Source organism: Roseateles sp. YR242 (genome assembly GCF_900109745.1).
Lineage (GTDB): Bacteria > Pseudomonadota > Gammaproteobacteria > Burkholderiales > Burkholderiaceae_C > Roseateles.
Genome location: NZ_FOAV01000014.1, coordinates 37,964 through 61,705 on the forward strand (window position 1 = coordinate 37,964; position 23,742 = coordinate 61,705).

Below are 23,742 nucleotides of genomic sequence, written 5' to 3' on the forward strand. Positions count from 1 at the left end.
CCAAATGTGCAGGAACTTTGGAGACGCACGAACGCCCATGTTTCCGGTCGGTCAAGTTCACGCCGATGGGTGTGGCGGGGTAGGCTTCGTGCCCATATGAAACGATTCGGCATCACGACACGTGTGTTCCTGGCGGTCCTGGCCATCGCCGCTTTTGCGGTGTTGGCCATGGGCTGGGCCACGCATCTGAGCTTTTCTCGCGGCTTCTTCGGCTATCTGAATGAGCAGCAGCTGGCGCGCATGGAATCTTCCCTGCCGCGCCTGAAAAAGGCGTTCAAGGAGCATCAGAGCTGGGAATTCGTGAGGGACCGGCCGGATGTGTGGTTCCGCCTGCTGGGGGCGGAGCAGACCATGATCGAGCTGGGCGTGCCGCCGCCGGAAGCGGAGATGGATGTCATCGCATCGGATCTGCTGGGGGCCGGCCGTCGGATGATGCTGCTGGATTCGCAGCGGCTGCGGGTCATCGGCTTCCCGTTCATGATGCCCGAGAGCCAGGAGCGGGCCATCGTGGTGGATGGCCAGACGGTGGGCTGGCTGGTGATTGCTCCGGTGCAGGCGGCCACCGACGAGGCGGCGCTGCGTTTCCTGGGCGGGCAGCTGAAGGCGGTGATGTGGGTGGGGCTGGCGGCGTTGGTGGCTGCGGCGCTGGTGGCGTGGTGGGTGGCAAAGGGCCTGCTGGCGCCGGTGCGGCGCGTCGCTGCCGCTACCCACCGCCTGGCCGCCGGCGACTACGGCGCCGAAGTGGTGGTGCAGGGGCATGATGAGGTGGCCCAGCTCGGGCAAGACTTCAACCAGCTGTCCCGCGCGCTGGCGCGCAATGAGCAGATGCGGCGGGATTTCATGGCGGACATCTCCCATGAGTTGCGCACGCCGCTGGCGGTGTTGCGCGGTGAACTGGAGGCCATCGAGGACGGTGTGCACCCCATGACGCCGGAACTGTTGCAGCTGCTGCAGACCGAAGTGGCCACGCTGGGCCAACTGGTGCAGGACCTGCATGAGCTGGCGCTGGCGGATGCGGGCGCGCTGACCTACCGCAAGGAGGATCTGGATCTGGTCACGCTGGTGGCGCAGGAAGCCCAGGCTTTCACGGCCGCTTGTGAGGAGCGGCCGTTGCGGTTCGAGGTGGTGCTGCCGGCCGGGGACATGACGGTATCGGCCGATGCCTCGCGCCTGCATCAGCTCCTGCACAACCTGTTGGACAACTCGATCCGGTATACCCATCCGGCGGGTGTGCTGCGGCTGTCGTTGCGGCGGGCAGGGGAGGATGCCGTGATCGATCTGGAAGACTCGCCGCCCGGTGTGGATCCGACGCTGTTGCCGCGTCTGTTCGAGCGCTTCTTCCGCGTGGAAGGTTCGCGCGGACGTGCGGGTGGGGGCAGCGGACTGGGTCTGGCCATCTGCCGCAGCATCGTGGAGGCGCATGGCGGTCATATCCTGGCGCGGCCGTCGTCGCTGGGGGGCATATGGATCGAACTGCGATTGCCGCTGACCCGGCGCGCAATGGAGGGCAGCCATGAGTGATGTCCCGATGGTCCTGGTGGTGGAGGACGAACCGCGCCTGGCACAGCTATCGCATGACTATCTGGTCCGCGAGGGGTATGCCTGCCAGATCCTCCACGAGGGCGGCGGTGTCGTGGCCTGGGTGCGAGCCCATGCGCCCGACCTCCTGGTGCTGGACCTGATGCTGCCGGGCCAGGACGGGCTGAGCATCTGCCGCGAGCTGCGCGCCTTCAGCGACGTGCCCATCATCATGGTGACGGCGCGGGTGGAGGAGGTGGACCGGCTGATTGGCCTGGAGGCCGGTGCGGACGACTATGTCTGCAAGCCCTTCAGTCCGCGCGAGCTGGTGGCACGGGTCAAGGCGATCCTGCGTCGGCAGCGGCGGGATTCTTCCGCTGTCAGGGTGGGGGATGCACCGTCTGTGACCGGATTGGTGCTGGATGCGGAGCGCCATGCGGCTACCGTGAACGGCCAGATGCTGGATCTCACGCCGGCGGAGTTCCGGATGTTGAAGGCGTTTGTCGACGCACCGGGCCGGGTGTTCTCGCGGGATCAACTGCTGGACAAGCTGCACGATGACCAGCGCGTGCTGAGCGACCGCACGGTGGACAGCCACGTGAAGAACCTGCGGCGCAAGCTGGAACAGGTGTGCCCGGGGCAGGAGCCGATCCGATCGATCTATGGGGTTGGGTATCGGTTTGAGCTGGAGTAGGGGCGGCCGCCGGCAGGTGGGTCGCTGCTAGCTATCGGCTATCGGCTAGCCGCTGGCAGCTCGGTAACTCGACGGGAGATAGGCCCGACACGGCTCGCTCCCACATGCGCAGGTACAGGGCCTCAAGGTCCCGGGCGAAGCCTGCGGAGTCGATCCACGGTGTGGCGGCACGACGCGGACGCTGCGCATCCTGCGGCCGTTTCACCATCAGGCAGGCCTTGTCCACGTAGTCGGCCGGGCTCTCGCAGATCAGGTCTGCCAACCCCGCTGCCGTCAGCAGGCTGGCCGCCACGCGGCTGGCGAAGCCTTTGCCTTGGATGGTCAGCACCGGAACGCCTGCGGCCAGCGCGTCGCTGGTGGTGGTGTGGCCGTTGCACGGCCAGGTGTCCAGCGCCAGGTCCGCAGCGGCCAACCGTTGCCAGTGGGCGGCCATGTCCGTGGGCGGCATGAACACGATGCGATCACCGGCAATGCCGCGTTGCTCGGCCTCCAGGCGCAACTGTGCATCTGCCTGCTCGCCGCCGCTGAGTTGCCAGAGCAATGCGTCGGGCAGGCGATGCAGGATCTCCATCCAGGTATCAAAAACCTCCGGCGTGATCTTGTAGACCGGGTTGGCGCCCAGCAGGACGATGGCGTCTTCAGGCAGCCCCAGCGACGTGCGGGGTGATGGGGTGATCTGCCGCGTGCTGTCGCCCGGCTGATAGCAGCGGGGCAACTGGGCGATCTTCTCGCTGTAGGCGGCGGCATCGCTCAGCGGGGTGACGATCTCATCGCCAATGATGTAGTCGATGAAGTCGGCACCGCAGGTGCCGGGAAAGCCCAGCCAGGACGCCTGCACGGGCGCGGGGCGGCAGGCCAGCGCGATGAAGCGGCTGCCGGCCGTATGGCCCTTCAGGTCGATGGCGATGTCCACGCTTTCTTCGCGCATGCGGGCGGCGATGGCGGACGGGTCCAGATCGGACACATCGATGAAGCGGTTGCAGGCCTGGCGAATGCGTTGCTGCAGCGGCGACCCGTCATCGGGGCCGTGCGAGAACAGCAAGATCTCGAAGCGATCGCGGTCATGGTGTTCCAGCGTCTCGACCAGCAGCGCTGCGGTGGCATGGGTGTGGAAGTCACCGGAGAGATAGCCGATGCGCAGCTTGGTGTTGCCGGTCTTCGCCTTGGCCTTGATGGCTGGCAATGGCTGGAGGCCTCGGCTCAGGAAGCGGGTGCTCAGCTGGGCAACCTTGAGCAAGTCGGCAGGTTCATGGGGAAGCCCCACCAGCGTGAACGGCACGCCGAATTCATCACTGGCGTCGTCAGGCTTTTGGTGGATGGCGGTGAGCAGGGCCTGCAGGTTGGTGTCGAAATCCTGCCAGCGTGCGCATTGCTGGTCCCCGTGCGCAAGGTAGGACTGGGCCATCACGCTCTGCGGCTGCAGGGCGGCCACGGTGCGGAAGCACTCGGCGGCCTCGGCCTTCATCTGCAGGGATTGCAGCGCGAAGGCCAGCTGCAGGTAGGCGTCCACGTCATCCATCTTCAACGCCAGGGCCTGCATCAACGGACCCACTGCATCCTGTGGGCGTCCGCTGCGGCGCAGGGATTCACCGTAATAGCGCTGAAGCTCGTTGGACTGCAGGTGTGCAAAGGGCGCCAGCAGGGCGGCCGCTTGGGGCCAACGCTGGCGGCCCATCTCCGTCAACGCGGCTTGCAAAAGGTCCTGGAGGGAATTCATCGTGGCCCTGTGGTTGACTGCCCACCGCGTGGAGTGAAAGGACGCAGTTGGATGCGTGTGGGCGGATTGTCGGGGATGCGATGGTGCGGACAGCCGATGGCCTCAGCAATGGAGATTCGAAACTCGTCGTCCAGGAGTGAAATCGACGTCCCAGGGGGCACCAACTGGGCTGGTCGGAGGGGTTGGGATAGCTCACGCGGTCGGCCTTTGTTGGGGATCAAGGCAGCAATGGCAGCTCCAGCACCTTGAGGAACTTGTTGCGCCACCAGCGCCGCATGCACCGCCGCTAGGTCGATCTCGTCTCCGCTGTGCTCACATAGCGGAAGATGTTGCCCACTCGGCGCGAGCAGCGCTGCTCTTCCTTGCGGGATTGGAGGTGTCGATGATCTTGTCGATGTGCTCGGGCAAGAGTTGGATGCGTCGCCTGCTCTTCTCGAAGTGCCCAGCCGCATGGATGAACAGCACGTCGCCAGGCTTCTTTCACGTCTTCAGCACCAGGATGCACACGGGGATGCCGGGGGAGAAGTGACCCAAAACAAAAAAGCCCAAGTGCTTGATTCACTTGGGCTCTTTCGTCTCTTGTCTGGTCGGGGTGAGAGGATTCGAACCTCCGGCCTCTACGTCCCGAACGTAGCGCTCTACCAGGCTAAGCTACACCCCGATGGTGCCCATCAGTTTCCTGATGGCAGTTCATTGCTTCTGCAATGCATGTCTTCACTGCGCACTTGAACTCGCGTTCTGTCGTCAAAGATTTCCCGCAAAGAACCGCATGAATCAACCTTGCGGTTACTCATCGAGTCTTCAGGAATTTCTCTCTACCGACTGAGCCGCAAATTCTAGCAGACTTTCTCGCCACTTGTTAAGAGGCAATTCGTTCAAGCAGTGCTTCGCTTGTTCGACTTCGCTGCGGGCGGCGTCGCGGGTGGCGTCCAGGGCGCCAGTGCGGCGCACGATCTGGACGATGTCCTTCAAGCGCTCGACCTCTCCATGCTCGATGGCGTGGCGGATCAGTGCGCGCTCCTGCTCGGTGCCGCGCTCCATGGCAATGAGCAGCGGCAGCGTGGGCTTGCCTTCACGCAGATCGTCGCCGACGTTCTTGCCGAGTGAGTCACTGCTGCCCTCGTAATCCAGTGCATCGTCGATCAGCTGGAACGCCGTGCCCAGGGCGCGGCCGTAGCCGGCGCAGGCTTCTTCCAGAGCAGGCGGTGCATCGGCCAGCACGGCGCCCAGGCGTGCGCTGGCCTCGAAAAGCTTGGCCGTCTTGTAGCGGATGACGCGCAGGTAGCTGTCCACCGCCACGTCCGGGTCATGCATGTTCATCAACTGCAGGACCTCGCCCTCGGCGATGACGTTGGTGGCATCCGCAAGCACTTCCAGCACGCGCATGCGGTTCACCGACACCATCATCTGGAAGGCGCGGGAGTACAAAAAGTCGCCCACCAGCACGCTCGCCGCATTGCCAAACATCGCGTTGGCGGTCTGCTTGCCGCGGCGCAGCTCGGACTCGTCCACCACGTCGTCATGCAGCAGCGTGGCGGTGTGAATGAATTCCACCACCGCCGCCAGTTCGCGGCTGGCCGGGCTGTCTGCGCCCAGGGCATTGGCGAACATCAGCACCAGCTTGGGCCGCATGCGCTTGCCGCCTGCATGAATGATGTAGGCGGAGATCTGGTTGATCAGTGCAACGTCGGAAGAGAGGCGGCGCGCGATGACGGCATCGACTTCTTCCATCTGCACATTCAGCGCCGCGAGGACCTCGGCAACAGGGGTAGAGGCAATAGGCTGCACTCTTGGCTCACAAAAGGGGGGAACGGTGATTATAGAAAGCCCTGCGGCTCCGCCGGGGCAGTCCAACGGTTTCTCGCACGCTTGTTGACGTCCTCGCACCACCCGGCGGGTCGGGGTCGGGTGTTGTCAGGGTTCGGCAAGCACGTGGTGGCAGCGGCTGAGTGGCCGTGTAAGGCGGGTGTGCGCCATGGCGGCAGGCTGGGGTGCCGCATGTGGTTGATCAGCCTGGGCGCGGCCAATTGTGTGTGCTTCGTGAAGAATTCACGGCGCCTGTTCTATGGGCTGGCGCCTTCGGTCTCTGGTGGCGTGCTGCAGGCCTTGATGCTCACCCTGAAAACCCCATGCCCAGGGCCCCGCGCGGGCTATTGCCTTGCCTACGGGAAATCCCCTGTGCTAGTATCGCGGGCTCCGCAACTTTTTGCGGTGTGTTGTCTTTGGCGAAGAAAAAGGACCACCCTGAGCGGGCTGGAGCGAGACTTGGAACGAGAGTTGGAACATTGGCTTGAAGCCTTGGTTGCAGTCTTGAGATCAGTCTCGGTTTAAGAACCATGCTCGGAGGTTGGGAGCGCCGGCCACCATGTTGGTGGCTGGTTGAAGCCAGGACGTAAGTTGAAAGGGCTGATATGTACGCGGTCATAAAAACCGGTGGCAAGCAATATAAGGTTGCTGCTGGCGAAAAGATCAAGGTAGAACAGATTGCTGCGGAAGTTGGCCAAGAGATCGTGATCGAGCAGGTGCTCGCCGTGGGTAACGGTGCAGACCTGAAGATCGGGACTCCCTTGGTTGCTGGCGCCAGCGTCAAGGCCACCGTGGTGGCACAGGGCAAGCACGACAAGGTGCGCATCTTCAAGCTGCGTCGTCGCAAGCACTACAAGAAGAGCCAAGGCCATCGCCAGACCTACACCGAGCTGGAAATCAGCGCGGTGATCGGCTGAATCGTCGGCTGATCCAGGCAACCATTTAGGAGTAATCCATGGCACAGAAAAAAGGCGGCGGCTCAACACGAAATGGCCGCGATTCCAAGCCCAAGATGCTGGGCGTGAAGGTGTATGGCGGTCAAGCCGTGTCGGCTGGCTCCATCATCGTTCGTCAACGTGGCACCAAGTTCCACGCTGGCACCAACGTGGGCATGGGCAAGGACCACACGCTGTTCGCTCTGATCGACGGCGAAGTGTCCTTCACTGTCAAGGGCGAAAACAACCGTTCCACCGTCGTCGTTACGCCGGTCTGAATCTGTTGTTGAGTTCCTGATGCGCAGATGCCGGGTTCGTCCCGGCGATGCGCAACGCCAGAGCCCCGGCATTGCCCGGGGCTTTTGTTTTTCACAGTTGTGAAATGTAGGGCCCGCGCGGGAGCGCAGCGCCATGAATTACGATTGTTCCGCTCCGGGACAGAAGGCCATCCATGAAATTCGTTGACGAAGCCACCATCGACATCGCCGCCGGCAATGGCGGCGCGGGCTGCGCGAGTTTCCGTCGCGAGAAGTTCCTCCCCTTTGGTGGGCCGGACGGCGGTGATGGCGGCCGGGGCGGCAGTGTCTACGCGGTGGCAGACCGCAACCTGAACACGCTGATCGACTACCGCTACGCCCGCCGCCATGAAGCGCGCAACGGCGAAGCCGGCCGCGGTTCGGACCAGTTCGGAGCGGCAGCCGAAGACATCGTGCTGCGCATGCCGGTGGGCACCATCGTGCGAGACCTGGAGACGGACGAAGTCATCGCCGAGCTGCTGGAGCATGACGAGCCGGTGATCCTCGCCAAGGGCGGGGACGGTGGCTTTGGCAACATTCACTTCAAGACCAGCACGAACCGCGCCCCGCGCCAGAAGACCCCCGGCTGGCCCGGAGAGGTGAAGAAGGTGAAGCTGGAGCTGCGTGTGCTGGCAGACGTCGGCCTGCTGGGTCAGCCCAATGCGGGCAAGTCCACGCTGATTGCCGCAGTCTCCAATGCGCGCCCCAAGATTGCTGACTACCCCTTCACCACGCTGCACCCCAACCTCGGTGTGGTGCGTGTGGCGCCGGAGAAGAGTTTTGTCATTGCGGACATTCCTGGCCTGATCGAGGGTGCCGCTGAAGGCGCAGGCCTGGGTCATCGGTTCCTGCGCCACCTGCAACGCACGCGTGTGCTGCTGCATGTGGTGGACCTGGCCCCGTTCAACCCGGATGTGGATCCGGTGGCGGAAGCCAAGGCCATCGTGAAGGAACTGCAGAAGTACGACCAGACCCTCTACGACAAGCCGCGTTGGCTGGTGCTCAACAAGCTGGACATGGTGCCGACCGACGAGCGTGCCGCCCGCGTGAAGGACTTCATCAAGCGCTACAAGTGGAAGGGCCCGGTCTTCGAGATCTCCGCGCTGACCCGCGAAGGTTGCGAGCCGCTGATCCGCGCCATCTACGAACACGTGGCCTCCATCAAGGCGCCGCCGGTGGACGATCCGGACGTGCGCTTCGACGAGCCCGTGCCTGAGGCGCCCAAGGCCTTCCAGGAAACCCGCGCCACCCGCGCGGCCAAGGCCAAGGTCGTCAAGCTGGCCAAGGAGGCCAAGGCGGCCAGTGAGGCCAGTCAGGCCGATGAGGCCATCGAGGCCACGGGTGACGAGGCCGCCGCCAAGACGCCTAAGACGACCAGGGCGACCAACACAGCCAAGGCCAGCAAGACTGCCAAGGGCAAGAAGGCGGACAAGGCTGAAAAGGCACCTGAGCGCGATCCCCGCTTCGATCCCGCGTCATGACCGGCGTGCTCCAGGGCGCACGGCGCATTGTCGTCAAGGTCGGTTCCAGCCTGGTCACCAACGAAGGCCGTGGCGTGGATGCCGAGGCCATCGGCAACTGGTGCCGTCAGTTGGCGCAACTGGCGCTGGAAGGGCGCGAGGTCGTGATGGTGTCCAGCGGCGCCATTGCTGAAGGCATGAAGCGCCTGGGCTGGTCTACCCGTCCAAAGGAACTGCATGAACTGCAGGCCGCCGCCGCCGTGGGGCAGATGGGCCTGGCCCAGATGTACGAGACGAAGCTGCGCGAGCAGGGGCTGACCAGCGCGCAGGTGCTGCTCACCCATGCCGACCTGGCGGACCGTGAGCGTTACCTCAACGCCCGCTCCACCCTGCTGGCCCTGTTGCAGCACCGGGTGCTGCCGGTGATCAACGAGAACGACACCGTCGTCAACGACGAAATCAAGTTCGGCGACAACGATACCCTGGGCGCCCTTGTGGCCAACTTGGTGGAAGCCGATGCCCTGGTCATCCTCACCGACCAGAAGGGCCTGTATTCCGCCGACCCCCGCAAGGACCCCAACGCCCGCTTCATCGACCAGGCCGTGGCCGGTACGCCGGAGCTGGAAGAGATGGCTGGCGGCGCAGGCAGCAGCCTGGGGCGCGGCGGCATGATCACCAAGATCCTGGCTGCCAAGCGTGCGGCCAGCAGTGGTGCCTCTACCGTCATCGCCTGGGGGCGTGAGCCCGATGTGCTGCTGCGCCTGGCCCATGGCGAAGCCATTGGCACGGCGCTGCTGGCCAGCACTGCCAAGCTGGCGGCCCGCAAGCAGTGGATGGTGGACCACCTGCAGCTGCGCGGCGCTGTCCGCGTGGATGCCGGCGCTGCCATCAAGCTGCGCGACGAGGGCAAGAGCCTGCTGCCGATCGGTGTGCTGGACGTGCAGGGCGAGTTCCACCGCGGCGACGTGATTGCCGTGCTGGACCAGGCCGGCCAGGAGCTGGCGCGCGGCCTCACCAACTATTCCAGCGCGGAAGCGCGCCTGATCGCGCGTAAGCCGTCTTTCGAGATCGAGCGGGTCATCGGCTACGCGGCCGAGCCGGAGCTGATCCACCGGGACAACCTGGTGCTGCGCTGAAAAAAACCCGCCAGCCGGCGGGTTTGTTCTTTGTAGGCGGCAGACAGGCCGCCCGACATGGACGCGCTCAGTCGCGCGAGGGCTCGTCAGGCCCATGAGGCCCACGGGCACCATGTGCTGCACCTGGCATCACCGGGCTCTCTGTCGCAGCAGCGGTATCTTCCCGGGGCGCCTGTCCATCGTGGGCCGGCCGGTCGTGAAGACGATCGGGCTCGTGTCTCTCGTGCCCCTCCTGCCCCTCCTGCCCATGATGACCTTCGTGGCCATGCCCGTCATGACCATGTCCTTCATGCCGCTCATGTCGTTCGGGCCGCTCCCCCCGCGGCGGCGGCCGCATGCCGGCCCGCAGGTAGCGGTTATGGTGATTGAGCCGCGGCAGGAAGCGCGCCAGCTCGGTCAGCGCCATCTGGTAGACGCCGCGCTTGAACTCGATCACGGCTTCCAACGGCACCCAGTATTCATTCCATCGCCAGGCGTCGAACTCCGGGTGGTCGGTGGCGCGCAGGTTCATGTCGCTGTCGCGCCCGGTCAGTTGCAGGAGGAACCAGATCTGTTTCTGCCCGCGATAGTGCCCCCGTGCATCACGCCGGATGAAATGGTCTGGCACTTCATAGCGTAGCCAGTCCCTGGTGCGCGCAATGATGCGCACATGGTCTGCAGTGAGGCCCACTTCCTCATGCAGCTCTCTGAACATCGCCTGCTCGGGCGTTTCCCCATGCTTGATGCCCCCTTGGGGGAACTGCCAAGAATGGGTGCGTATGCGCTTGCCCCAGAACACCTCGTTCTTGTGGTTGAGCAGGATGATGCCGACGTTGGGCCGGAAGCCTTCACGGTCGAGCATAATCAACCTCAAATCATTCGTTGAGTCGATTATTGCACCGGGGCTGCGAACCGGCGCGATTGTCGGTAACCCGCAGTCCTGCCGCTCTTTTGTCCTGCGCGCTGGCGGCTCCCATTTGACCCTCGATCGCCTCTTGATCGACCTCTGATCGACCCCCTGATCGACCTCTGATCGCCCATGAAAGCCTCCCAGTTCTTCATCTCCACCCTCAAGGAAGCCCCTGCCGACGCCGAGATCGCCAGCCACAAGCTGATGATGCGCGCCGGCATGATCAAGCGGCTGGGCGCCGGCCTGTACAACTACATGCCGATGGGGCTGCGGGTGATCCGCAAGGTCGAGGCCATCATCCGCGCCGAGATGAATCGCGCTGGCGCGATCGAACTGTTGATGCCCGTGGTGCAGCCTGCCGAGCTCTGGCAGGAAACCGGCCGCTTCGACAAGATGGGCCCTGAACTGCTGCGCGTGAAGGACCGCCATGGGCGCGACTTCATCATCCAGCCGACCTCCGAAGAAGTCATCACCGACATCGCCCGCCAGGAACTGCGCAGCTACAAGCAGCTGCCGCGCAATTTCTATCACATCCAGACCAAGTTCCGGGACGAGCGCCGCCCCCGCTTTGGCGTGATGCGTGGGCGCGAGTTCACCATGAAGGACGCCTACTCCTTCGACCGTGACGTGGAAAGCGCAGGCCGCAGCTACGAGAACATGTATGGCGCCTACTGCCGCATCTTCGAGCGGCTGGGCCTGCAGTACCGTGCCGTGGCGGCGGACACCGGCGCCATCGGTGGTGACCGCTCGCATGAGTTCCAGGTCATTGCCGACACCGGTGAAGACGCCATCATCTACAGCCCGGACGGCACTTACGCCGCCAACATCGAGCTGGCCGAAGCGCTGCCCCTGCTGGCCGCACGTGGCGCTGCCACGCAGGCCCTGACCAAGACACCGACGCCGGGCAAGTCCACCTGCCCGGACGTGGCCGAGCTGCTCAAGCTGCCGTTGACCCAGACCGTCAAGTCGCTGGTGCTGGCCGCCGACGAGACCAATGACGAGGGCGAAGTGGTCAAGACCCAGGTCTGGCTGCTGCTGGTCCGTGGTGACCACGACCTCAACGAAGTCAAGGCGGGCAAGCTTGAAGGCCTCAAGACCGGCTTCCGTTTCGCCACCGTCGCGGAAATCGACAAGCATTTCGGCACCAAGCCCGGCTACCTGGGCCCCATCGGCCTGAAGCGCGCGGGCAGCGAGGCCGGGGCTGAAGAGGGGGTCAAGGTCGTGGCCGACCGCACCGTCGCCCTGATGGCTGATTTTGTCTGCGGGGCCAATGAAGCCGATGCCCACTACACCGGCGTGAACTGGGGCCGTGACCTGCCCGAGCCGGATCTCGTGGCCGACATCCGCAACGTCGTTGAAGGTGATCCGTCGCCAGATGGCAAGGGCGTGCTGGCCATCCAGCGCGGCATCGAAGTGGGTCATGTGTTCTATCTCGGCACCAAGTATTCGGCCGCGATGAACGCCACCTACCTGGACGAAAACGGCAAGCCCCAGCTGATGGAAATGGGCTGCTACGGCATTGGCGTCACCCGCATCCTGGGTGCCGCCATCGAGCAGAACCACGACGAGCGCGGCATCATCTGGCCGGACGCCATCGCGCCCTTCACCGTGGTGGTCTGCCCCATCGGCATGGACCGCAGTGAAGAGGTCAAGGCTGCCGCCACCAAGCTCTACCAGGACCTGATGGACCTGGGTGTGGACGTTCTGCTGGACGACCGTGGCGAGCGCCCGGGTGCGATGTTCGCAGACTGGGAACTGGTCGGCGTACCGCACCGCGTGGTGATTTCCGACCGTGGCCTCAAGGAAGGCCAGGTGGAATACCAGGGCCGCCGTGACGCCGAGGCCACCAAGCTGCCTCTGGCGGACGTGGTGGCTCACCTCCAGCAGCGCCTGAAGTGACCCTGGCGGCTTCCCCACCGCAACGCGTCGCGGTGGTGGACGCGCTGCGCGCCGTGGCACTGCTGCCGGTGGTGGTGGTGAACTGGGTCGGTTATCCGGCCCTCCCGGATGGCGGGCCGCTGAGCCCGCCGGCGCCCATGGATTCTGCGCTGGCGCAGGTGCTCTCCTGGCTGCTGCACGGCCTGATCGCCGGCAAGGGCATCAGCCTGCTGGCCTTTCTCTTTGGCTACAGCCAGGCGCTGTCGCAGACCGCCCGGTCCGCGTCGGCCCTGGAGCACCGCCGCCAACGCCTGAAGCGCATGGCCATCCTCGGCCTGTTGCACGGTTGCCTGCTCTACATGGGCGACATCCTGACCACCTATGCGGCCTGTGGCTGGCTGATGCTGGGCTGGATGGCGCGCACCATGGGCGAGCTGCGGGTGCGGCTGCGCGTGGTGGTGGCGTTGAACCTGCTGATCATCCTGCTCACGCTGGTGCTGGCACAGATGCCGATCAGCGGCGCCACATCCGTCTCGTTGAGCGCGCCCTCGCCATGGAGTGTCTGGGTGATGCGCAACATGGGGCATTACCTGGGCACCATGCTGATGGTGATCGTGCTGGGCCTGCCGCTGCCACTGCTGTTGATGACGCTGGGGCTGATGGCCGGCCGCCTGCGGCTGTTCTCTCATCCCCGCTGGCGGCCCATGCTGGCTCGCTGGGTGCGCCGCTGGTGGCTGCCGGCCTTGCTGCTGAACCTGGTGGGTGTGTCGGTGTTGTGGCCTGGCTTGCAGACCGGCGACGCCTACGCCACCAGCCGCTACGCCATCGGTTATCTCTACCCCACCATGCTGCTGCTGAGCGTGGCGGTGCCGGCCCTGGTGATGGCCTGCCACCAACGCCCAGCCTGGCTGGCGCTGCTGGCCCCACTGGGCCGCCACACGCTGACCCTCTACATCGGCAGCTCGGTGCTCAGCCTGCTGCTGTTCAGTGGCGCGGGCCTGGCCTGGCAGCCTGGTACCGCCGTGGTGCTGGCGTTGGCGCTCCTGTACTGGGGCGGCGGCCTGATACTTGCGCACAAGCTCGGCTCGCGGCGCCTGCCGCTGGAAGCCTGGATGTCCCGTTGAATGTCATGAAGCACGCGTTGCGTTCTCTCTCTCCCTGGCGCTCCCCCCGCCCGGGCGTGTCGGCGGAAGTGTCGTCCGAGCTGGCCGGGCCGCCGGCCTGCGACGACTCGGCACTGGCGCGACGCCGTCTCCTGTTAGGGGGCGGTGCGGCGTTGCTGGGCGGCTTGGCCCTGGCACCGCGGGCCGCCTGGGCAGGCGCCCAGGTGGAGGAGCCGCTGGCCGACGCGGTGCGTTCTGCCCTGTCCGCCGCCGTGGCCTATGACGCGCCCCCGAAGCCGCATTTCGACAGCATCGAACCGCGCCTGGCCTATCTGCGCTGGCTGGGGGAGATGGGCGACCGGCTCAAGCGCCAGAAGGCCGAGGCGCAGACCCGAATCGAATTCCTGGAGACCGTCTGGTATGAGAGCACCCGGGCCGGGCTGGAGCCGGCCCTGGTGCTGGGGCTGATCCAGGTGGAGAGTGGTTTCCGCAAATACGCCATCAGCGTGGTCGGCGCGCGCGGCTACATGCAGGTGATGCCTTTTTGGGCCCGGCTCATCGGGGACGGGCAGGTGTCTCGCCTGTTCCACATGCAGACCAACCTGCGCTTCGGCTGCGTCATCATGCGGCACTACCTGGACCGGGAGAACGGTGATCTCTTCCTGGCACTGGGCCGCTACAACGGCAGCCGGGGGAAGCGGGAATATCCGGACCTGGTCTTTGGTGCCCGCAAGCGCTGGCTGCCCTGAGCCTTGCGCGTGCGGTACGGCCGGTATTACTTGAGCCCGTTCCAGGCCTGCGGCGCGGCGCCTGGCAACTGCGACAGTTCCAGCACCCGTTCCACCGTCTCCGCCACCATCTCCTCGATGGATGCCGGCTTCAGATAAAGCGCCGGCAGCGGTGGGAAGATGATGCCGCCCATCTCGGTCACGGCCGTCATGTTGCGCAGGTGGGCCAGGTTGAATGGCGTCTCGCGCACCATCAGGATCAGCCGGCGACGTTCCTTGAGCGTGACGTCGGCCGCACGGGTCATGAGGTTGTCTGACAGGCCATGCGCGATGGCGGCCAGCGTACGCATGGAGCAGGGCGCCACCACCATGGCGGCGGTGGAAAAACTGCCGCTGGCCACGCAGGCGCCCACGTCGCCAGGTGCGTAGGCCCGGTCGGCTTCGCGCTCCAGCGCGTCGCGGTTGAGCCCCAGCTCATGGTGCGCGTTCAGCACGCCGGCAGGGCTGAGGATCAGGTGGGTTTCCGCGCCCAGGGCTCGGGCACGGCGCAGCAGCTGCAGCCCGTAGGCCGCACCGGTGGCGCCCGTGATGCCCACCACCAGCCGGGGGCGAGGCCGGGTCTGCGTGTGTTCCCCGGCCGGTGTCATCCCGTTCAGGCCTTGGCCAGGAGCTGTTGCAGCTCGCCGCTCTCGTACATCTCCATCATGATGTCCGAGCCGCCGACGAATTCACCGTCCACGTAGAGCTGGGGGATGGTGGGCCAGTTGGCATATTCCTTGATGCCCTGGCGCACGCCTTCATCTTCCAGCACGTTGAAGGTCTTCAGGTCGGCGGCGCCGCTGGCCTTCAGGATCTGGATGGCGCGGCCGGAGAAACCGCACATCGGGAACTGAGCGGTGCCCTTCATGAACAGCATGACCCGGTTGCTCTTGACCAGGTCGTCAATGCGTTGTTGAACGTCGCTCATGGCGGGAATCCTTTCGTTGAATGTGGCGGCCAGGTCAATGCCCATGGGCTCGATAGGCGGATTATCGGCCACGCGCCAAGACCGTGCGTGATCCGGTGATTGTGCCCGCGGGCAGGGACGCGTCCGCCAGCCTCGCGGCCAGGGCGCGGGCCATCCCGGTGCGGCAGGAGGCGTTCCCGCTGACGCGGGTCGATCCGCCTGCGGGGGTCAGAAGCTGTAGCTGACGCCGAACTGCAGCACGGGCTTGAACCGTGTGTCGCGGCTCACGTCGTCCAGCGGAGCGTTGTTGCCCAGCCGCAAGCCGGGCGCACCGTTGGCCAGCAGGCCCAGGTCGGCGCTGAACCCCCAGCCACCGCGCAGCGAATAGCTGGTGTAGCCCAGGCCGAGGTAGGACAAGGACATGTTGGGTTCACGCTCGGCGGCCGTCAGCAGGCTGAGGCTGCGTTGGCCGACAGACAGATAAGGGGTGAGGCTGGACCCGCGGCCCAAGGCCAGGCCGGAACTGCTCTGCACCAGCGACAACGGGCCGACCAGCAAGCCGCCGGTGGCACGCAGGCCGCCCCGCGTGCCCTGGCCCAGGCCGGAGCCGGTCAGGTAGTAGTCGCCGAGAAGATTGGCGCTCAGGATGCGGCTGCCGTTGCGCGCGTCGTAGCTGCCATTGGCATCATCCAGGCTCTGGTTCAGCTGCACGCGCGCCTGCCAGTTGCTGGCTGTGGCGGCCTTGCCGCCATAACCGGTGTTCGCACTGGCGTTGGCCGAAGCCGTAGCAGTGCCGCTGTAGGCGTTGGATTTGAGTTGCAGGCCCTGCTGCGCCAGTACGGAACCGGCCGAGCTGACACCGGCCAGGAACATAACCAGACGCAGGAGCACAAGTGCGGCGCGCATTGGAGGTCTCCCAGTCAGGCTCGACCCTGATGTCGCGCCTTGAGAAGTCATGCTACGCGGTGACCTCAAGCTTGGGTAGCCCGAGATGCAAGGGGATCCGTCGCTTGTTGCAGTTTTGGCCCGCCGGGCCGACACACTCGCGGGAACCGAGCCTCAGGTGTTGGTAGGAAGCTGCATCGGTGTGGCGCCGATGCAGCAGGCGCCGTGAGTCAACCCGCAGTCAATCCGCAGTCAGCCCGCCCAGCGTCCGCCGCTGGCGCGAGGCTGGCCGCCCAGGTCATGCCGAAGCGACGCTTCCTCAAAACCGCGTTCCCGCAGCAGTGAAGCGACGGCATCGGCCTGATCCCAGCCATGTTCCAGCAGCAGCCAGCCGCCCGGCCGAAGCCAATGTGGCGCTTGCTGCGTCAAGTGACCAAGGTCAGCCAGTCCGTTACCTTCCGGTGTAAGGGCGCTGCGGGGTTCGTGACGTAATGCCTGCAGATGCTGGTCGTCGCCCGCGACATAGGGCGGGTTGCTGACGATCAGGTCAAACGGTGCCTGCCCGGCCAGCGGTTCGAACCAGCTGCCTTCATGCGCCTGCACGGCCAGCCCCAGCCGGGTGGCGTTGTCCTGGGCCACCGCCAAGGCGCCGGGGCTGGCGTCCACCATGTGGATCACGGCATCCGGCCGCTGCGACGCCAGGGCCAGCGCGATGGCGCCGCTGCCCGTGCCCAGGTCCACCACCCGCGGAGCGGTCAGGCCCTGCAGGCGCTCCAGAGCCCAATGCACCAGCACTTCCGTGTCCGGACGCGGTACCAGGGTGTCCGGAGTCACGCGCAGCCGCAGCCCGAAGAACTCCTTGTCGCCCACCAGATAGGCCAGCGGCACCTCGTCCAGCCGGCGAGCCAGCCAATCCTGGAAGCGTTGCTGCTGCCCGGCCGTGAGTGGATCGGTGTCATGGGCGATCAGCCAGCTGCGCTTGCAGCCCAGTACCGCCTGCAGCAGATACTGCGCCTCCGCGCGGGGCAGGCCGGCCGCGACGGCGGCACGCAGGGCGCCCGAGACGTTCATCATGCACGCCCCTCCAGCGCCGCGAGCTGTTCCGCCGCCTGCGCCTGCTGCAGGCCCTGGAGCACATCCGCCAGGTCGCCGTCCATGATGGCGCCCAGCTTGTAGAGCGTCAGGTTGATGCGGTGGTCGGTGAACCGGCCCTGCGGGAAGTTGTAGGTGCGGATCCGGTCACTGCGGTCGCCGCTGCCGATCAGGCTCTTGCGCTGGGCCGCTTCCTTGGCTGCGCGTTCGTTGCGGTCCTTGTCCCGCAAGCGCGCTGCGAGCACGGCCATGGCCTTGGCCTTGTTGCGGTGCTGGCTGCGGTCGTCCTGGCATTCCGCCACCAGGCCGGTGGGCAGGTGGGTGATGCGGATCGCGCTGTCGGTCTTGTTGACGTGCTGGCCACCGGCGCCGCTGGCGCGGAAGGTGTCGATGCGCAGGTCGGCCGGGTTGAGCTGGATCTCCTCCGCCTCGTCCGGCTCCGCCATCACCGCCACGGTGCAGGCACTGGTGTGAATGCGCCCCTGCGATTCGGTCGCCGGCACCCGCTGCACGCGGTGGCCACCGGATTCAAACTTGAGCCGGCCATACACCCCGTCGCCCTCCAGCCGCAGCACCAGTTCCTTGTAGCCACCCAGGTCGGATTCGTTGGACGACAGCACCTCATGGCGCCAGCCCTGGCTCTCGGCAAACCGGGTGTACATGCGGGCCAGGTCGCCCGCAAAGAGCGCCGACTCATCACCGCCGGTCCCGGCCCGGATTTCCAGGAAGGCCGGCCGTTCGTCGTCCGGGTCCTTGGGGATCAGGGCCAGTTGCAGCGCCTGGTCCAGTTCGGCCATGTCAGCTTCGGCGGCGGTGATTTCCTCCCGCGCCATGGCCATCATCTCGGCGTCGCCACTGTCCAGCAGCTCCCGCGCGGCGGCCAGGTCACTTTCGCGCTGCTGGTAGCGCTGGTAACGCGCCACCAGCGAGGACACTTCCGCCTGCTCACGAGTGAGGGCGCGGTAGCGCTTCATGTCGGCCGCGACGCTGCCGTCGGCCAGCGTGTTGTCCAGCTCGACCAGGCGGAAGCCGAGGCGCTCGAATTGTTGGCGAAGGGTGTCGTTCATGGCGGTGGGCTCGCTGCGCTGGATGAGTGCGCGCTGTCGGGCGTTGGGCCTCGCTCCGAAGGGGGTGGGTGCAGGCCGAATGGTGGGGAGCCGGACCGGCTGACCGGCGCACGGGCCAGTCTGGGTGCGGTGCGCGAGATGCGCAGGGGGCTCGCTGGGCCGGGCGCTGTGGGCCCGGCGTTGCCAATGGAGCGTCGCTAAGACTCGGCGCTGTCGCGGCCTGCGGCACCGCCGCCGGACCCATCGACCTCCCGCGCGGTGTTGCGCAGGAAGAGCCGCGAAACGGTCTGGGCCATGGCCAGACGTTGCTCACCATCGCTGCTGTTGAGCTCCGCCATGGCGCCGTGCAGCATCTTCTGCGTGAGCCCCTTGGACAGGGCTTCCAGCACGGTATCGATGTCCTGGCCCTTGGCCAGCATCTTGCGGGCGCGCTGGATTTCGGCCTGGCGCCAGGTGTCGGCTTGCTGGTGCAGGGCCTGGATCAGCGGCACCGTGTGGCGCTGGCCCAGCCAGTGCACAAAACTCTGCACGCCGTTTTCGATGATGGCTTCCGCCTGCTGGACCGCCGCCTGGCGCTTTTCGCCAGCGGTCTGGACCAGTTGGGAGAGATCGTCCACGGTGTAGAGATAGACGTCGTCCAGTTGAGCGACTTCGGGTTCGATGTCCCGCGGTACGGCCAGGTCCACCATGAACATCGGGCGGTGTTTGCGGCGCTTGAGCGCGCGTTCCACGGCGCCCAGGCCGATCAGCGGGAGGCTGGAGGCGGTGCAGGAGATCACCGCATCAAATTCATGCAGGCGCTGCGGCAGGTCTACCAGCCGCACCGCTTCGGCGCCCAGGTGGGTGGCCAGCTTCTGCCCGCGCTCCAAGGTGCGGTTGGCGACCGCCAGGCCCTTGGGGCCCTTGGCGGCGAAGTGCGTGCCGACCAGTTCGATCATTTCGCCCGCACCGACCAGCAGCACGCGGATGTCGGCCAGGTTTTCAAACAGTTGCGATGCCAGCCGAACCGAGGCGGCCGCCATGCTGATGGAGTGGCTGCCAATTTCGGTGGAGCTGCGGACTTCCTTGGCCACCGAGAAACTGCGCTGGAACAGCTGGTGCAGCGTGGTGCCCAGCGTGCCGGCCTGCTCCGCCTCCCGGACGGCCTGCTTGAGCTGGCCGAGGATCTGCGGTTCACCCAGCACCATCGAGTCCAGCCCGCTGGCCACGCGGAAGGCGTGCCGTGCGGCCTTGCTGTCTTCCGCCACGTAGGCATGGTCCATCAGCGTGGCACTGCCGACGCCGCCCATGCCGGCCAGCCAGTCCACTGCCGGGCGCACCATATCGGGGCTGCCGGCCACATAGAGCTCGGTACGGTTGCAGGTGGACAGCAGGGCGGCTTCAGGGAGATCTGGCGAGCGGCGGGCTGCCGCACGAGCGCCCTGGCCGAGCTGGTCCGTGAAACCTTGAAGCGTGGGAGCCAGTTGCTCCAGGGTGAACGCGAACCGTCCGCGCAGGTCCAAAGGCGCGGACTGATGGTTCAAGCCAAGAGCAAAGACCGTCATGATGGCGCCGATTATAAAATTCCTGACGAACTCCCGCACCTCCATGGGGAAAGCCCAGCGCTGTTCCGTCAAGGATGCGTTGGTTTCTCTCTTCTGGACGGTTGTTTTCCCATCAAACCGAATGAGTCACGCTTGAACCCCCTGGACGTCGTCTGGCATCTCTGCAACCTGTTCATCCCGGCCTGGGCCGTGGCCGTGCTGATGGCCCTGGCCCTCAAGCTGCTGTGGCGGGAGCGCGCCCGGGGTATGGCGTGGTCCAGCCTGGCGCTCTGGGGCGCGGCCGGCGGCTCAATGGCGGCGCTGTTTGCGGTGCTGATCTTCGGGCGGGACGGCAGCATGGCCGGTTACGGCCTGATCCTGCTGGGGGTCACCATCCCGCAGTGGGGGCTGACCTGGCAGAAGTCGCCCAACAGCTGAGCGGCCGACCCCAAGGGCCTGTACCCACGGCCGGGCGCCCTGCAGGCCGGCCTTGAGGCCAGTATTGCGGCGGCCTTGCCGCCGGGCGTTGAGTAGGCCCTGTGGCCAGTCGCTGAGTAGGCCCTGCGGCCGGTCGTTGAGTCGGCCCTGCGGCCTTAGGCCGCCGACGACTCCGTCAACGGCACTTCCGCCCGCAACGAGTGGGCAAAGGCCTCGGTGATGCGCAGCGGGATCAGCTGGTGCATCAGCCGTTCATGGCCCTTGAAGTTGACGATGCGGTTGCATTCCGTACGGCCCATCAATTCCGTGGCATCCCGGCGCGCGTGGCCGGAGACCAGCACCTGCACCGTCTTGCCCACCAGTTCCTGGTTGTAGCGGATGGCGGTGGCCTCGATCTCGGCTTGCAGCTCCTGCAGCCGGCGGACCTTCACCTCATGGGGCGTGTCGTCCTGCAGGTTGGCGGCGGGGGTGCCGGGGCGAGGGCTGAAGATGAAGCTGAAGGAGGCGTCGAAACCGACGTCGCGCACCAGCTGCATGGTCTTGGCATGGTCCTCGTCCGTCTCGCCGGGGAAGCCGACGATGAAGTCGCTGGCGATGCGGATGTCGGGGCGCACCGCGCGCAGGCGCCGCACGATGCTCTTGAACTGCAAGGCCGTGTAGCCGCGCTTCATGGCGCTGAGGATGCGGTCGCTGCCATGCTGCACCGGCAGGTGCACATGGTTCACCAGCTTGGGAATCTTGCCGTAGGCATCGATCAGGCGCTGGCTGAACTCGTTGGGGTGGCTGGTGGTGTAGCGGATGCGCTCAATCCCGGGGATCTCGGCCACATACTCCAGCAGCAGGGCGAAGTCGGCAATCTCGACGCCGGTCTCTGCGCCCTCCACCGCTTCATCCAGGTCCGCCCCCATGCCTGCGCTCATCCGGCCGCGGTAGGCGTTGACGTTCTGTCCCAGCAGCGTCACTTCCTTCACACCCTGGTCCGCCAGGCCCGCCACTTCCTCCAGCACATCCTCGAACGGACGGCTCACTTCTTCGCCGCGGGTGTAGGGCACCACGCAGTAGGAGCAGTACTTGGAGCAGCCTTCCATGATCGAGACAAAGGCGCTGGCGCCTTCGACCCGGGCGGGCGGCAGGTTGTCGAACTTCTCAATTTCCGGGAAGCTGATGTCCACCTGCGGGCGCAGCTGCGACTGGCGCTGCGCCAGCATCTGCGGCAGGCGGTGCAGCGTCTGCGGGCCGAACACCACGTCGACATACGGCGCGCGTTCGATGATGGCCGCCCCTTCCTGGCTGGCGACGCAGCCGCCCACGCCGATCAGCGTGCCCTTGGCTTTCAGGTGCTTGATGCGCCCCAGGTCGGAGAACACTTTCTCCTGCGCCTTTTCCCGCACCGAGCAGGTGTTGAACAGGATCAGGTCGGCCTGTTCCACGTCGGTGGTGGGCTCGTAGCCCTCGGCGGCGCGCAGTACATCGGCCATCTTGTCCGAGTCGTACTCGTTCATCTGGCAGCCGAAGGTCTTGATGAACACTTTCTTGGTCATGGCAAGGACTCCAGGCCCGGTGCTTCAAAAGCCCGGGCCGTGCAGGGGCGCTGGACGGTCTATCGGAACAGAAAACGCGTCAGCGAAATATCAGGGGTGCAGCCAGCCTGGAGCGGGTTGCACGCGGACCACGGATTCACCGCCGTGCCATCACCACCAGGACGACTTGGTCCATTTCTGGTTGGCAGCATCAAAAGCCCATTCAGAGGCTTCCTTGTAGTTGCTCGGCCACGGCTTGTTGGCCAGCTCGACGCTGTTGAGCACCCACACATCCATCAGCAGGCCGCTGATATCCACCGTGTAATGGACCGTCAGCTTCTGGCCCGCGATGGTGTTGGAGAGCGCCACCATGTCGTTCGCGTCCTTGATGCGGGCGCCGGGGGCCAGGCGCGCGCTCTTGCCGTTGAGGGTGACCTCGGGAGGGACGCCCACCACGAGAACACCCCGCAGGGCCTTGGCCGGGAAGAATCGGTGGCCGATGGCGGCCTGGGCCTGCGCGGTCTGGGGCAGGAGGGCGGTGCCAACGGTGGCGGTGAAGACGGCAATGCTGGCAGCCAGGGCTCGAAGGGCACGTTGAGGTGCGCGCGAGCCGGGCCGGGCGGGCATGGCACAGCGATACATGGTGTAGATCCAGTGGCTGCGAAAAGCGGCAAGTGTAGCGGCTGCGGGGCCACGGCGGCATGGGGCGCCGCAGGGCTTACACGGTGTGACCAGGCGCTTGACTCGCTGGCGGGCCAACGGGCCGACCAGAGCGGGCCGACCAGAGCGAGCCGACCAGAGCGGGCCGACGGGAGCGGGCCGACGGGAGCGTTCCGTTCGGGGCGCCTGTTCAGAGCGGTCGAGCCGCGTTGCGCGCCTGCGGCGCCGTGTTCATCGCAACGGGGCGTTCCGCCATCGCTGGTGGCTCGGGCAGCACATAGACCACACCCGCGCCATGACCCAGCGTGGGGCGGACGACCTGGTCGAAGAAGTCGCCAGTGACGATGACGCAACCGAGCGAGATGCGGTTGTCTTCCGGGGTGGCGGAGGCCAGCCGCTCGGCGCGGCGCTCGCTGGCGGGGGACGGGCGCAGGCGGTGGATGGCAAAGGCGGCGTCGTAGTCCACCCAGATCACGGCTTCCCCCTTGAGGTTGCGGCCGGGCAGGGTGTCGTAGCGGCCGGAGGGGGTGGTGCGCAGCGCAGGAGGAATGCCGGTGGCGACCATCTCGCCGACGTTCGGGGCAAGGTCGTCTCCACGGGCCAGGCCGAGCAGGGCGGGGGTGGCGCCGGTGAGCTGGCCGTCGGCATTGAAGACAAACAGGCGGGCGTCCTTCTTGTCCACCACGGCGAAGGGAAGGCCGCGGGCGTCACCGCCTTCAAAGGCCATGCGGGCCATCTGGCGGGCTTCGGTAGAGATGCTAGCGTCACGAAAGTCCACCTGCTGCAGACGTGCCGACCTTGACGTGCTGGCGGTGAGCACACGAGAGGCCGGCTTCGTGGCGGACTGGGAGGGCAGCGGCGCGGGCAGTGGTGCCCGGGAGGGCGCCGGCAGGGCGTCGCCCGGGGTCGCCGCAGGCGCGAGTTCGGCCGCGTGGGCAGGCTCGCCGGCCAGCACCATGCTCATGACCACGGCACCCCACACGCCGTGCCAACCCAATAACAACAACCCTTTCATACCGCTTGCTACCCCATCGTCGTGAAGACCAACCGCTGTCTTCCGGGGGCGGATATTACGAAGGGATGGCCGCTTTCAGGCGGTAATCAGGCGGGGAAAACGCCCCGGATTTTCCCTGGGAGCGAGAAGAGGGCGGCGTGCGTTTGAAAGTACCGGGGTGCGTGCGGGCGGCGTACAGGTTGGCGGCGGTGTGGCGGGGCCGGGTGGATGTCGTGCGCCGTAAGCCTGCTGCGCGGTGGCGGGGGCATGGCTTTGCGGTTCGCGTGCCCTCGTTGCATGCCCTCGCCAGGCCCTCCATTTTTGGGTGGCCGTTAGGGATAGCACGGGCGCTTCTCGCCCCGTAACCATGGGAGCGTGCGCATGATGCGCGCGTCATTCGCGTAGCGTGCTGGAATCGCTTGCCCAGAACGCCGCATTACGGTGCAGCAACAAGCGC

The 23,742-nt window shown here is 66.0% G+C and carries 21 protein-coding genes, 1 tRNA gene and 2 pseudogenes; 10 read left to right on the forward strand and 14 right to left on the reverse strand.

What is annotated here, in order from left to right:
- Nucleotides 1-96: 96 nt before the first annotated feature.
- Entirely contained in the window at nucleotides 97-1,521 is a 1,425-nt protein-coding gene (locus tag BMY53_RS20960) for an ATP-binding protein (protein ID WP_092948446.1), read from the forward strand.
- A 7-nt stretch (nucleotides 1,522-1,528) separates the two neighbouring features.
- The gene (locus BMY53_RS20965; protein ID WP_218151284.1) at nucleotides 1,529-2,212 is read left to right on the forward strand and encodes a response regulator; all 684 of its coding nucleotides are present in this window, start codon (nucleotides 1,529-1,531) and stop codon (nucleotides 2,210-2,212) included.
- Between the two features lie 31 nt (nucleotides 2,213-2,243).
- Here BMY53_RS20965 and BMY53_RS20970 read toward each other — a convergent pair whose 3' ends face one another.
- From BMY53_RS20970 to BMY53_RS20985, 4 genes and pseudogenes are all read right to left on the reverse strand, one after another.
- Nucleotides 2,244-3,929: an O-linked N-acetylglucosamine transferase, SPINDLY family protein gene (locus BMY53_RS20970; protein ID WP_092948448.1), complete on the reverse strand. Its 1,686-nt coding sequence runs from the start codon at nucleotides 3,927-3,929 to the stop codon at nucleotides 2,244-2,246.
- A 217-nt stretch (nucleotides 3,930-4,146) separates the two neighbouring features.
- A pseudogene (locus BMY53_RS26745) lies at nucleotides 4,147-4,454 on the reverse strand (N-6 DNA methylase); the annotation flags it as partial.
- A gap of 59 nt (nucleotides 4,455-4,513) precedes the next feature.
- Nucleotides 4,514-4,590 (reverse strand) — tRNA-Pro (locus tag BMY53_RS20980).
- A gap of 140 nt (nucleotides 4,591-4,730) precedes the next feature.
- Entirely contained in the window at nucleotides 4,731-5,660 is a 930-nt protein-coding gene (locus BMY53_RS20985; protein WP_092948449.1) for a polyprenyl synthetase family protein, read from the reverse strand.
- A 680-nt stretch (nucleotides 5,661-6,340) separates the two neighbouring features.
- Here BMY53_RS20985 and rplU point away from each other — a divergent pair.
- The 4 genes and pseudogenes from rplU to proB all read left to right on the forward strand — a co-directional run bounded on the left by rplU (nucleotide 6,341) and on the right by proB (nucleotide 9,562).
- Entirely contained in the window at nucleotides 6,341-6,652 is a 312-nt protein-coding gene (gene rplU, locus BMY53_RS20990; protein WP_092948450.1) for a 50S ribosomal protein L21, read from the forward strand.
- 38 nt (nucleotides 6,653-6,690) lie between these two features.
- A complete protein-coding gene (gene rpmA, locus BMY53_RS20995) occupies nucleotides 6,691-6,948 on the forward strand; it encodes a 50S ribosomal protein L27 (protein WP_058934001.1) in 258 nt (85 codons plus the stop codon).
- 173 nt (nucleotides 6,949-7,121) lie between these two features.
- A pseudogene (obgE, locus tag BMY53_RS21000) lies at nucleotides 7,122-8,237 on the forward strand (GTPase ObgE); the annotation flags it as partial.
- A 206-nt stretch (nucleotides 8,238-8,443) separates the two neighbouring features.
- Nucleotides 8,444-9,562 (forward strand): glutamate 5-kinase, encoded by a 1,119-nt coding sequence (gene proB / locus BMY53_RS21005; protein ID WP_092948452.1) that lies wholly within the window; start codon nucleotides 8,444-8,446, stop codon nucleotides 9,560-9,562.
- Between the two features lie 67 nt (nucleotides 9,563-9,629).
- On the opposite strand, the gene BMY53_RS21010 is transcribed toward proB, so the two are convergent.
- Complete coding sequence (locus BMY53_RS21010) at nucleotides 9,630-10,403, reverse strand: RNA pyrophosphohydrolase (protein ID WP_255370308.1); 774 nt, start codon at nucleotides 10,401-10,403, stop codon at nucleotides 9,630-9,632.
- A 177-nt stretch (nucleotides 10,404-10,580) separates the two neighbouring features.
- On the opposite strand from BMY53_RS21010, the gene BMY53_RS21015 reads away from it, so the two are divergent.
- From BMY53_RS21015 to BMY53_RS21025, 3 genes are all read left to right on the forward strand, one after another.
- Entirely contained in the window at nucleotides 10,581-12,350 is a 1,770-nt protein-coding gene (locus BMY53_RS21015; protein WP_092948453.1) for a proline--tRNA ligase, read from the forward strand.
- On the forward strand, nucleotides 12,347-13,453 hold the full coding sequence (locus tag BMY53_RS21020) for a DUF418 domain-containing protein (protein WP_092948454.1): 1,107 nt from the start codon (nucleotides 12,347-12,349) through the stop codon (nucleotides 13,451-13,453). Before BMY53_RS21015 ends, BMY53_RS21020 begins: the two co-directional genes overlap by 4 nt.
- Nucleotides 13,454-13,566: 113 nt before the next feature.
- Entirely contained in the window at nucleotides 13,567-14,181 is a 615-nt protein-coding gene (locus tag BMY53_RS21025) for a lytic transglycosylase domain-containing protein (protein WP_404947897.1), read from the forward strand.
- A 26-nt stretch (nucleotides 14,182-14,207) separates the two neighbouring features.
- On the opposite strand, the gene BMY53_RS21030 is transcribed toward BMY53_RS21025, so the two are convergent.
- The 6 genes from BMY53_RS21030 to hemA form a co-directional block, all read right to left on the reverse strand.
- Nucleotides 14,208-14,807, reverse strand: a complete 600-nt coding sequence (locus tag BMY53_RS21030; RefSeq protein ID WP_092948456.1) for a UbiX family flavin prenyltransferase — start codon at nucleotides 14,805-14,807, stop codon at nucleotides 14,208-14,210.
- Between the two features lie 5 nt (nucleotides 14,808-14,812).
- Nucleotides 14,813-15,127 (reverse strand): Grx4 family monothiol glutaredoxin, encoded by a 315-nt coding sequence (grxD, locus tag BMY53_RS21035; protein WP_092948515.1) that lies wholly within the window; start codon nucleotides 15,125-15,127, stop codon nucleotides 14,813-14,815.
- Between the two features lie 207 nt (nucleotides 15,128-15,334).
- Nucleotides 15,335-16,012, reverse strand: coding sequence for a hypothetical protein (locus tag BMY53_RS21040; RefSeq protein ID WP_092948457.1), 678 nt, complete (start codon nucleotides 16,010-16,012; stop codon nucleotides 15,335-15,337).
- A 231-nt stretch (nucleotides 16,013-16,243) separates the two neighbouring features.
- Entirely contained in the window at nucleotides 16,244-17,065 is an 822-nt protein-coding gene (gene prmC / locus BMY53_RS21045; protein WP_404947896.1) for a peptide chain release factor N(5)-glutamine methyltransferase, read from the reverse strand.
- A complete protein-coding gene (prfA, locus tag BMY53_RS21050; protein ID WP_092948458.1) occupies nucleotides 17,062-18,150 on the reverse strand; it encodes a peptide chain release factor 1 in 1,089 nt (362 codons plus the stop codon). Before prfA ends, prmC begins: the two co-directional genes overlap by 4 nt.
- 197 nt (nucleotides 18,151-18,347) lie before the next feature.
- On the reverse strand, nucleotides 18,348-19,694 hold the full coding sequence (gene hemA, locus BMY53_RS21055) for a glutamyl-tRNA reductase (protein ID WP_092948459.1): 1,347 nt from the start codon (nucleotides 19,692-19,694) through the stop codon (nucleotides 18,348-18,350).
- A 132-nt stretch (nucleotides 19,695-19,826) separates the two neighbouring features.
- Here hemA and BMY53_RS21060 point away from each other — a divergent pair, with 132 nt between their 5' ends.
- Complete coding sequence (locus tag BMY53_RS21060) at nucleotides 19,827-20,111, forward strand: hypothetical protein (RefSeq protein WP_092948460.1); 285 nt, start codon at nucleotides 19,827-19,829, stop codon at nucleotides 20,109-20,111.
- Between the two features lie 155 nt (nucleotides 20,112-20,266).
- On the opposite strand, the gene miaB is transcribed toward BMY53_RS21060, so the two are convergent.
- The 3 genes from miaB to BMY53_RS26040 form a co-directional block, all read right to left on the reverse strand.
- Nucleotides 20,267-21,652, reverse strand: coding sequence for a tRNA (N6-isopentenyl adenosine(37)-C2)-methylthiotransferase MiaB (gene miaB, locus BMY53_RS21065; RefSeq protein WP_092948461.1), 1,386 nt, complete (start codon nucleotides 21,650-21,652; stop codon nucleotides 20,267-20,269).
- A 150-nt stretch (nucleotides 21,653-21,802) separates the two neighbouring features.
- A complete protein-coding gene (locus BMY53_RS21070; protein ID WP_255370309.1) occupies nucleotides 21,803-22,273 on the reverse strand; it encodes a hypothetical protein in 471 nt (156 codons plus the stop codon).
- A gap of 208 nt (nucleotides 22,274-22,481) precedes the next feature.
- Entirely contained in the window at nucleotides 22,482-23,306 is an 825-nt protein-coding gene (locus BMY53_RS26040) for a hypothetical protein (RefSeq protein WP_177200986.1), read from the reverse strand.
- Nucleotides 23,307-23,742 lie beyond the last annotated feature (436 nt).

What these genes read in the sequence shown, in the direction of transcription:
- prfA (WP_092948458.1), bottom strand. Translation starts at nt 18,150, where the DNA reads ATGAACGACACCCTTCGCCAACAATTCGAGCGCCTCGGCTTCCGCCTG.
- miaB (WP_092948461.1), bottom strand. Translation starts at nt 21,652, where the DNA reads ATGACCAAGAAAGTGTTCATCAAGACCTTCGGCTGCCAGATGAACGAG.
- prmC (WP_404947896.1), bottom strand. Translation starts at nt 17,065, where the DNA reads ATGATGAACGTCTCGGGCGCCCTGCGTGCCGCCGTCGCGGCCGGCCTG.
- BMY53_RS21015 (WP_092948453.1), top strand. Translation starts at nt 10,581, where the DNA reads ATGAAAGCCTCCCAGTTCTTCATCTCCACCCTCAAGGAAGCCCCTGCC.
- BMY53_RS20965 (WP_218151284.1), top strand. Translation starts at nt 1,529, where the DNA reads ATGGTCCTGGTGGTGGAGGACGAACCGCGCCTGGCACAGCTATCGCAT.
- BMY53_RS21070 (WP_255370309.1), bottom strand. Translation starts at nt 22,273, where the DNA reads ATGTATCGCTGTGCCATGCCCGCCCGGCCCGGCTCGCGCGCACCTCAA.
- hemA (WP_092948459.1), bottom strand. Translation starts at nt 19,694, where the DNA reads ATGACGGTCTTTGCTCTTGGCTTGAACCATCAGTCCGCGCCTTTGGAC.
- BMY53_RS21040 (WP_092948457.1), bottom strand. Translation starts at nt 16,012, where the DNA reads ATGCGCGCCGCACTTGTGCTCCTGCGTCTGGTTATGTTCCTGGCCGGT.
- proB (WP_092948452.1), top strand. Translation starts at nt 8,444, where the DNA reads ATGACCGGCGTGCTCCAGGGCGCACGGCGCATTGTCGTCAAGGTCGGT.
- BMY53_RS20960 (WP_092948446.1), top strand. Translation starts at nt 97, where the DNA reads ATGAAACGATTCGGCATCACGACACGTGTGTTCCTGGCGGTCCTGGCC.
- BMY53_RS20985 (WP_092948449.1), bottom strand. Translation starts at nt 5,660, where the DNA reads ATGGAAGAAGTCGATGCCGTCATCGCGCGCCGCCTCTCTTCCGACGTT.
- BMY53_RS21030 (WP_092948456.1), bottom strand. Translation starts at nt 14,807, where the DNA reads ATGACACCGGCCGGGGAACACACGCAGACCCGGCCTCGCCCCCGGCTG.
- BMY53_RS20970 (WP_092948448.1), bottom strand. Translation starts at nt 3,929, where the DNA reads ATGAATTCCCTCCAGGACCTTTTGCAAGCCGCGTTGACGGAGATGGGC.
- BMY53_RS21010 (WP_255370308.1), bottom strand. Translation starts at nt 10,403, where the DNA reads ATGCTCGACCGTGAAGGCTTCCGGCCCAACGTCGGCATCATCCTGCTC.
- rplU (WP_092948450.1), top strand. Translation starts at nt 6,341, where the DNA reads ATGTACGCGGTCATAAAAACCGGTGGCAAGCAATATAAGGTTGCTGCT.
- rpmA (WP_058934001.1), top strand. Translation starts at nt 6,691, where the DNA reads ATGGCACAGAAAAAAGGCGGCGGCTCAACACGAAATGGCCGCGATTCC.
- BMY53_RS26040 (WP_177200986.1), bottom strand. Translation starts at nt 23,306, where the DNA reads ATGAAAGGGTTGTTGTTATTGGGTTGGCACGGCGTGTGGGGTGCCGTG.
- grxD (WP_092948515.1), bottom strand. Translation starts at nt 15,127, where the DNA reads ATGAGCGACGTTCAACAACGCATTGACGACCTGGTCAAGAGCAACCGG.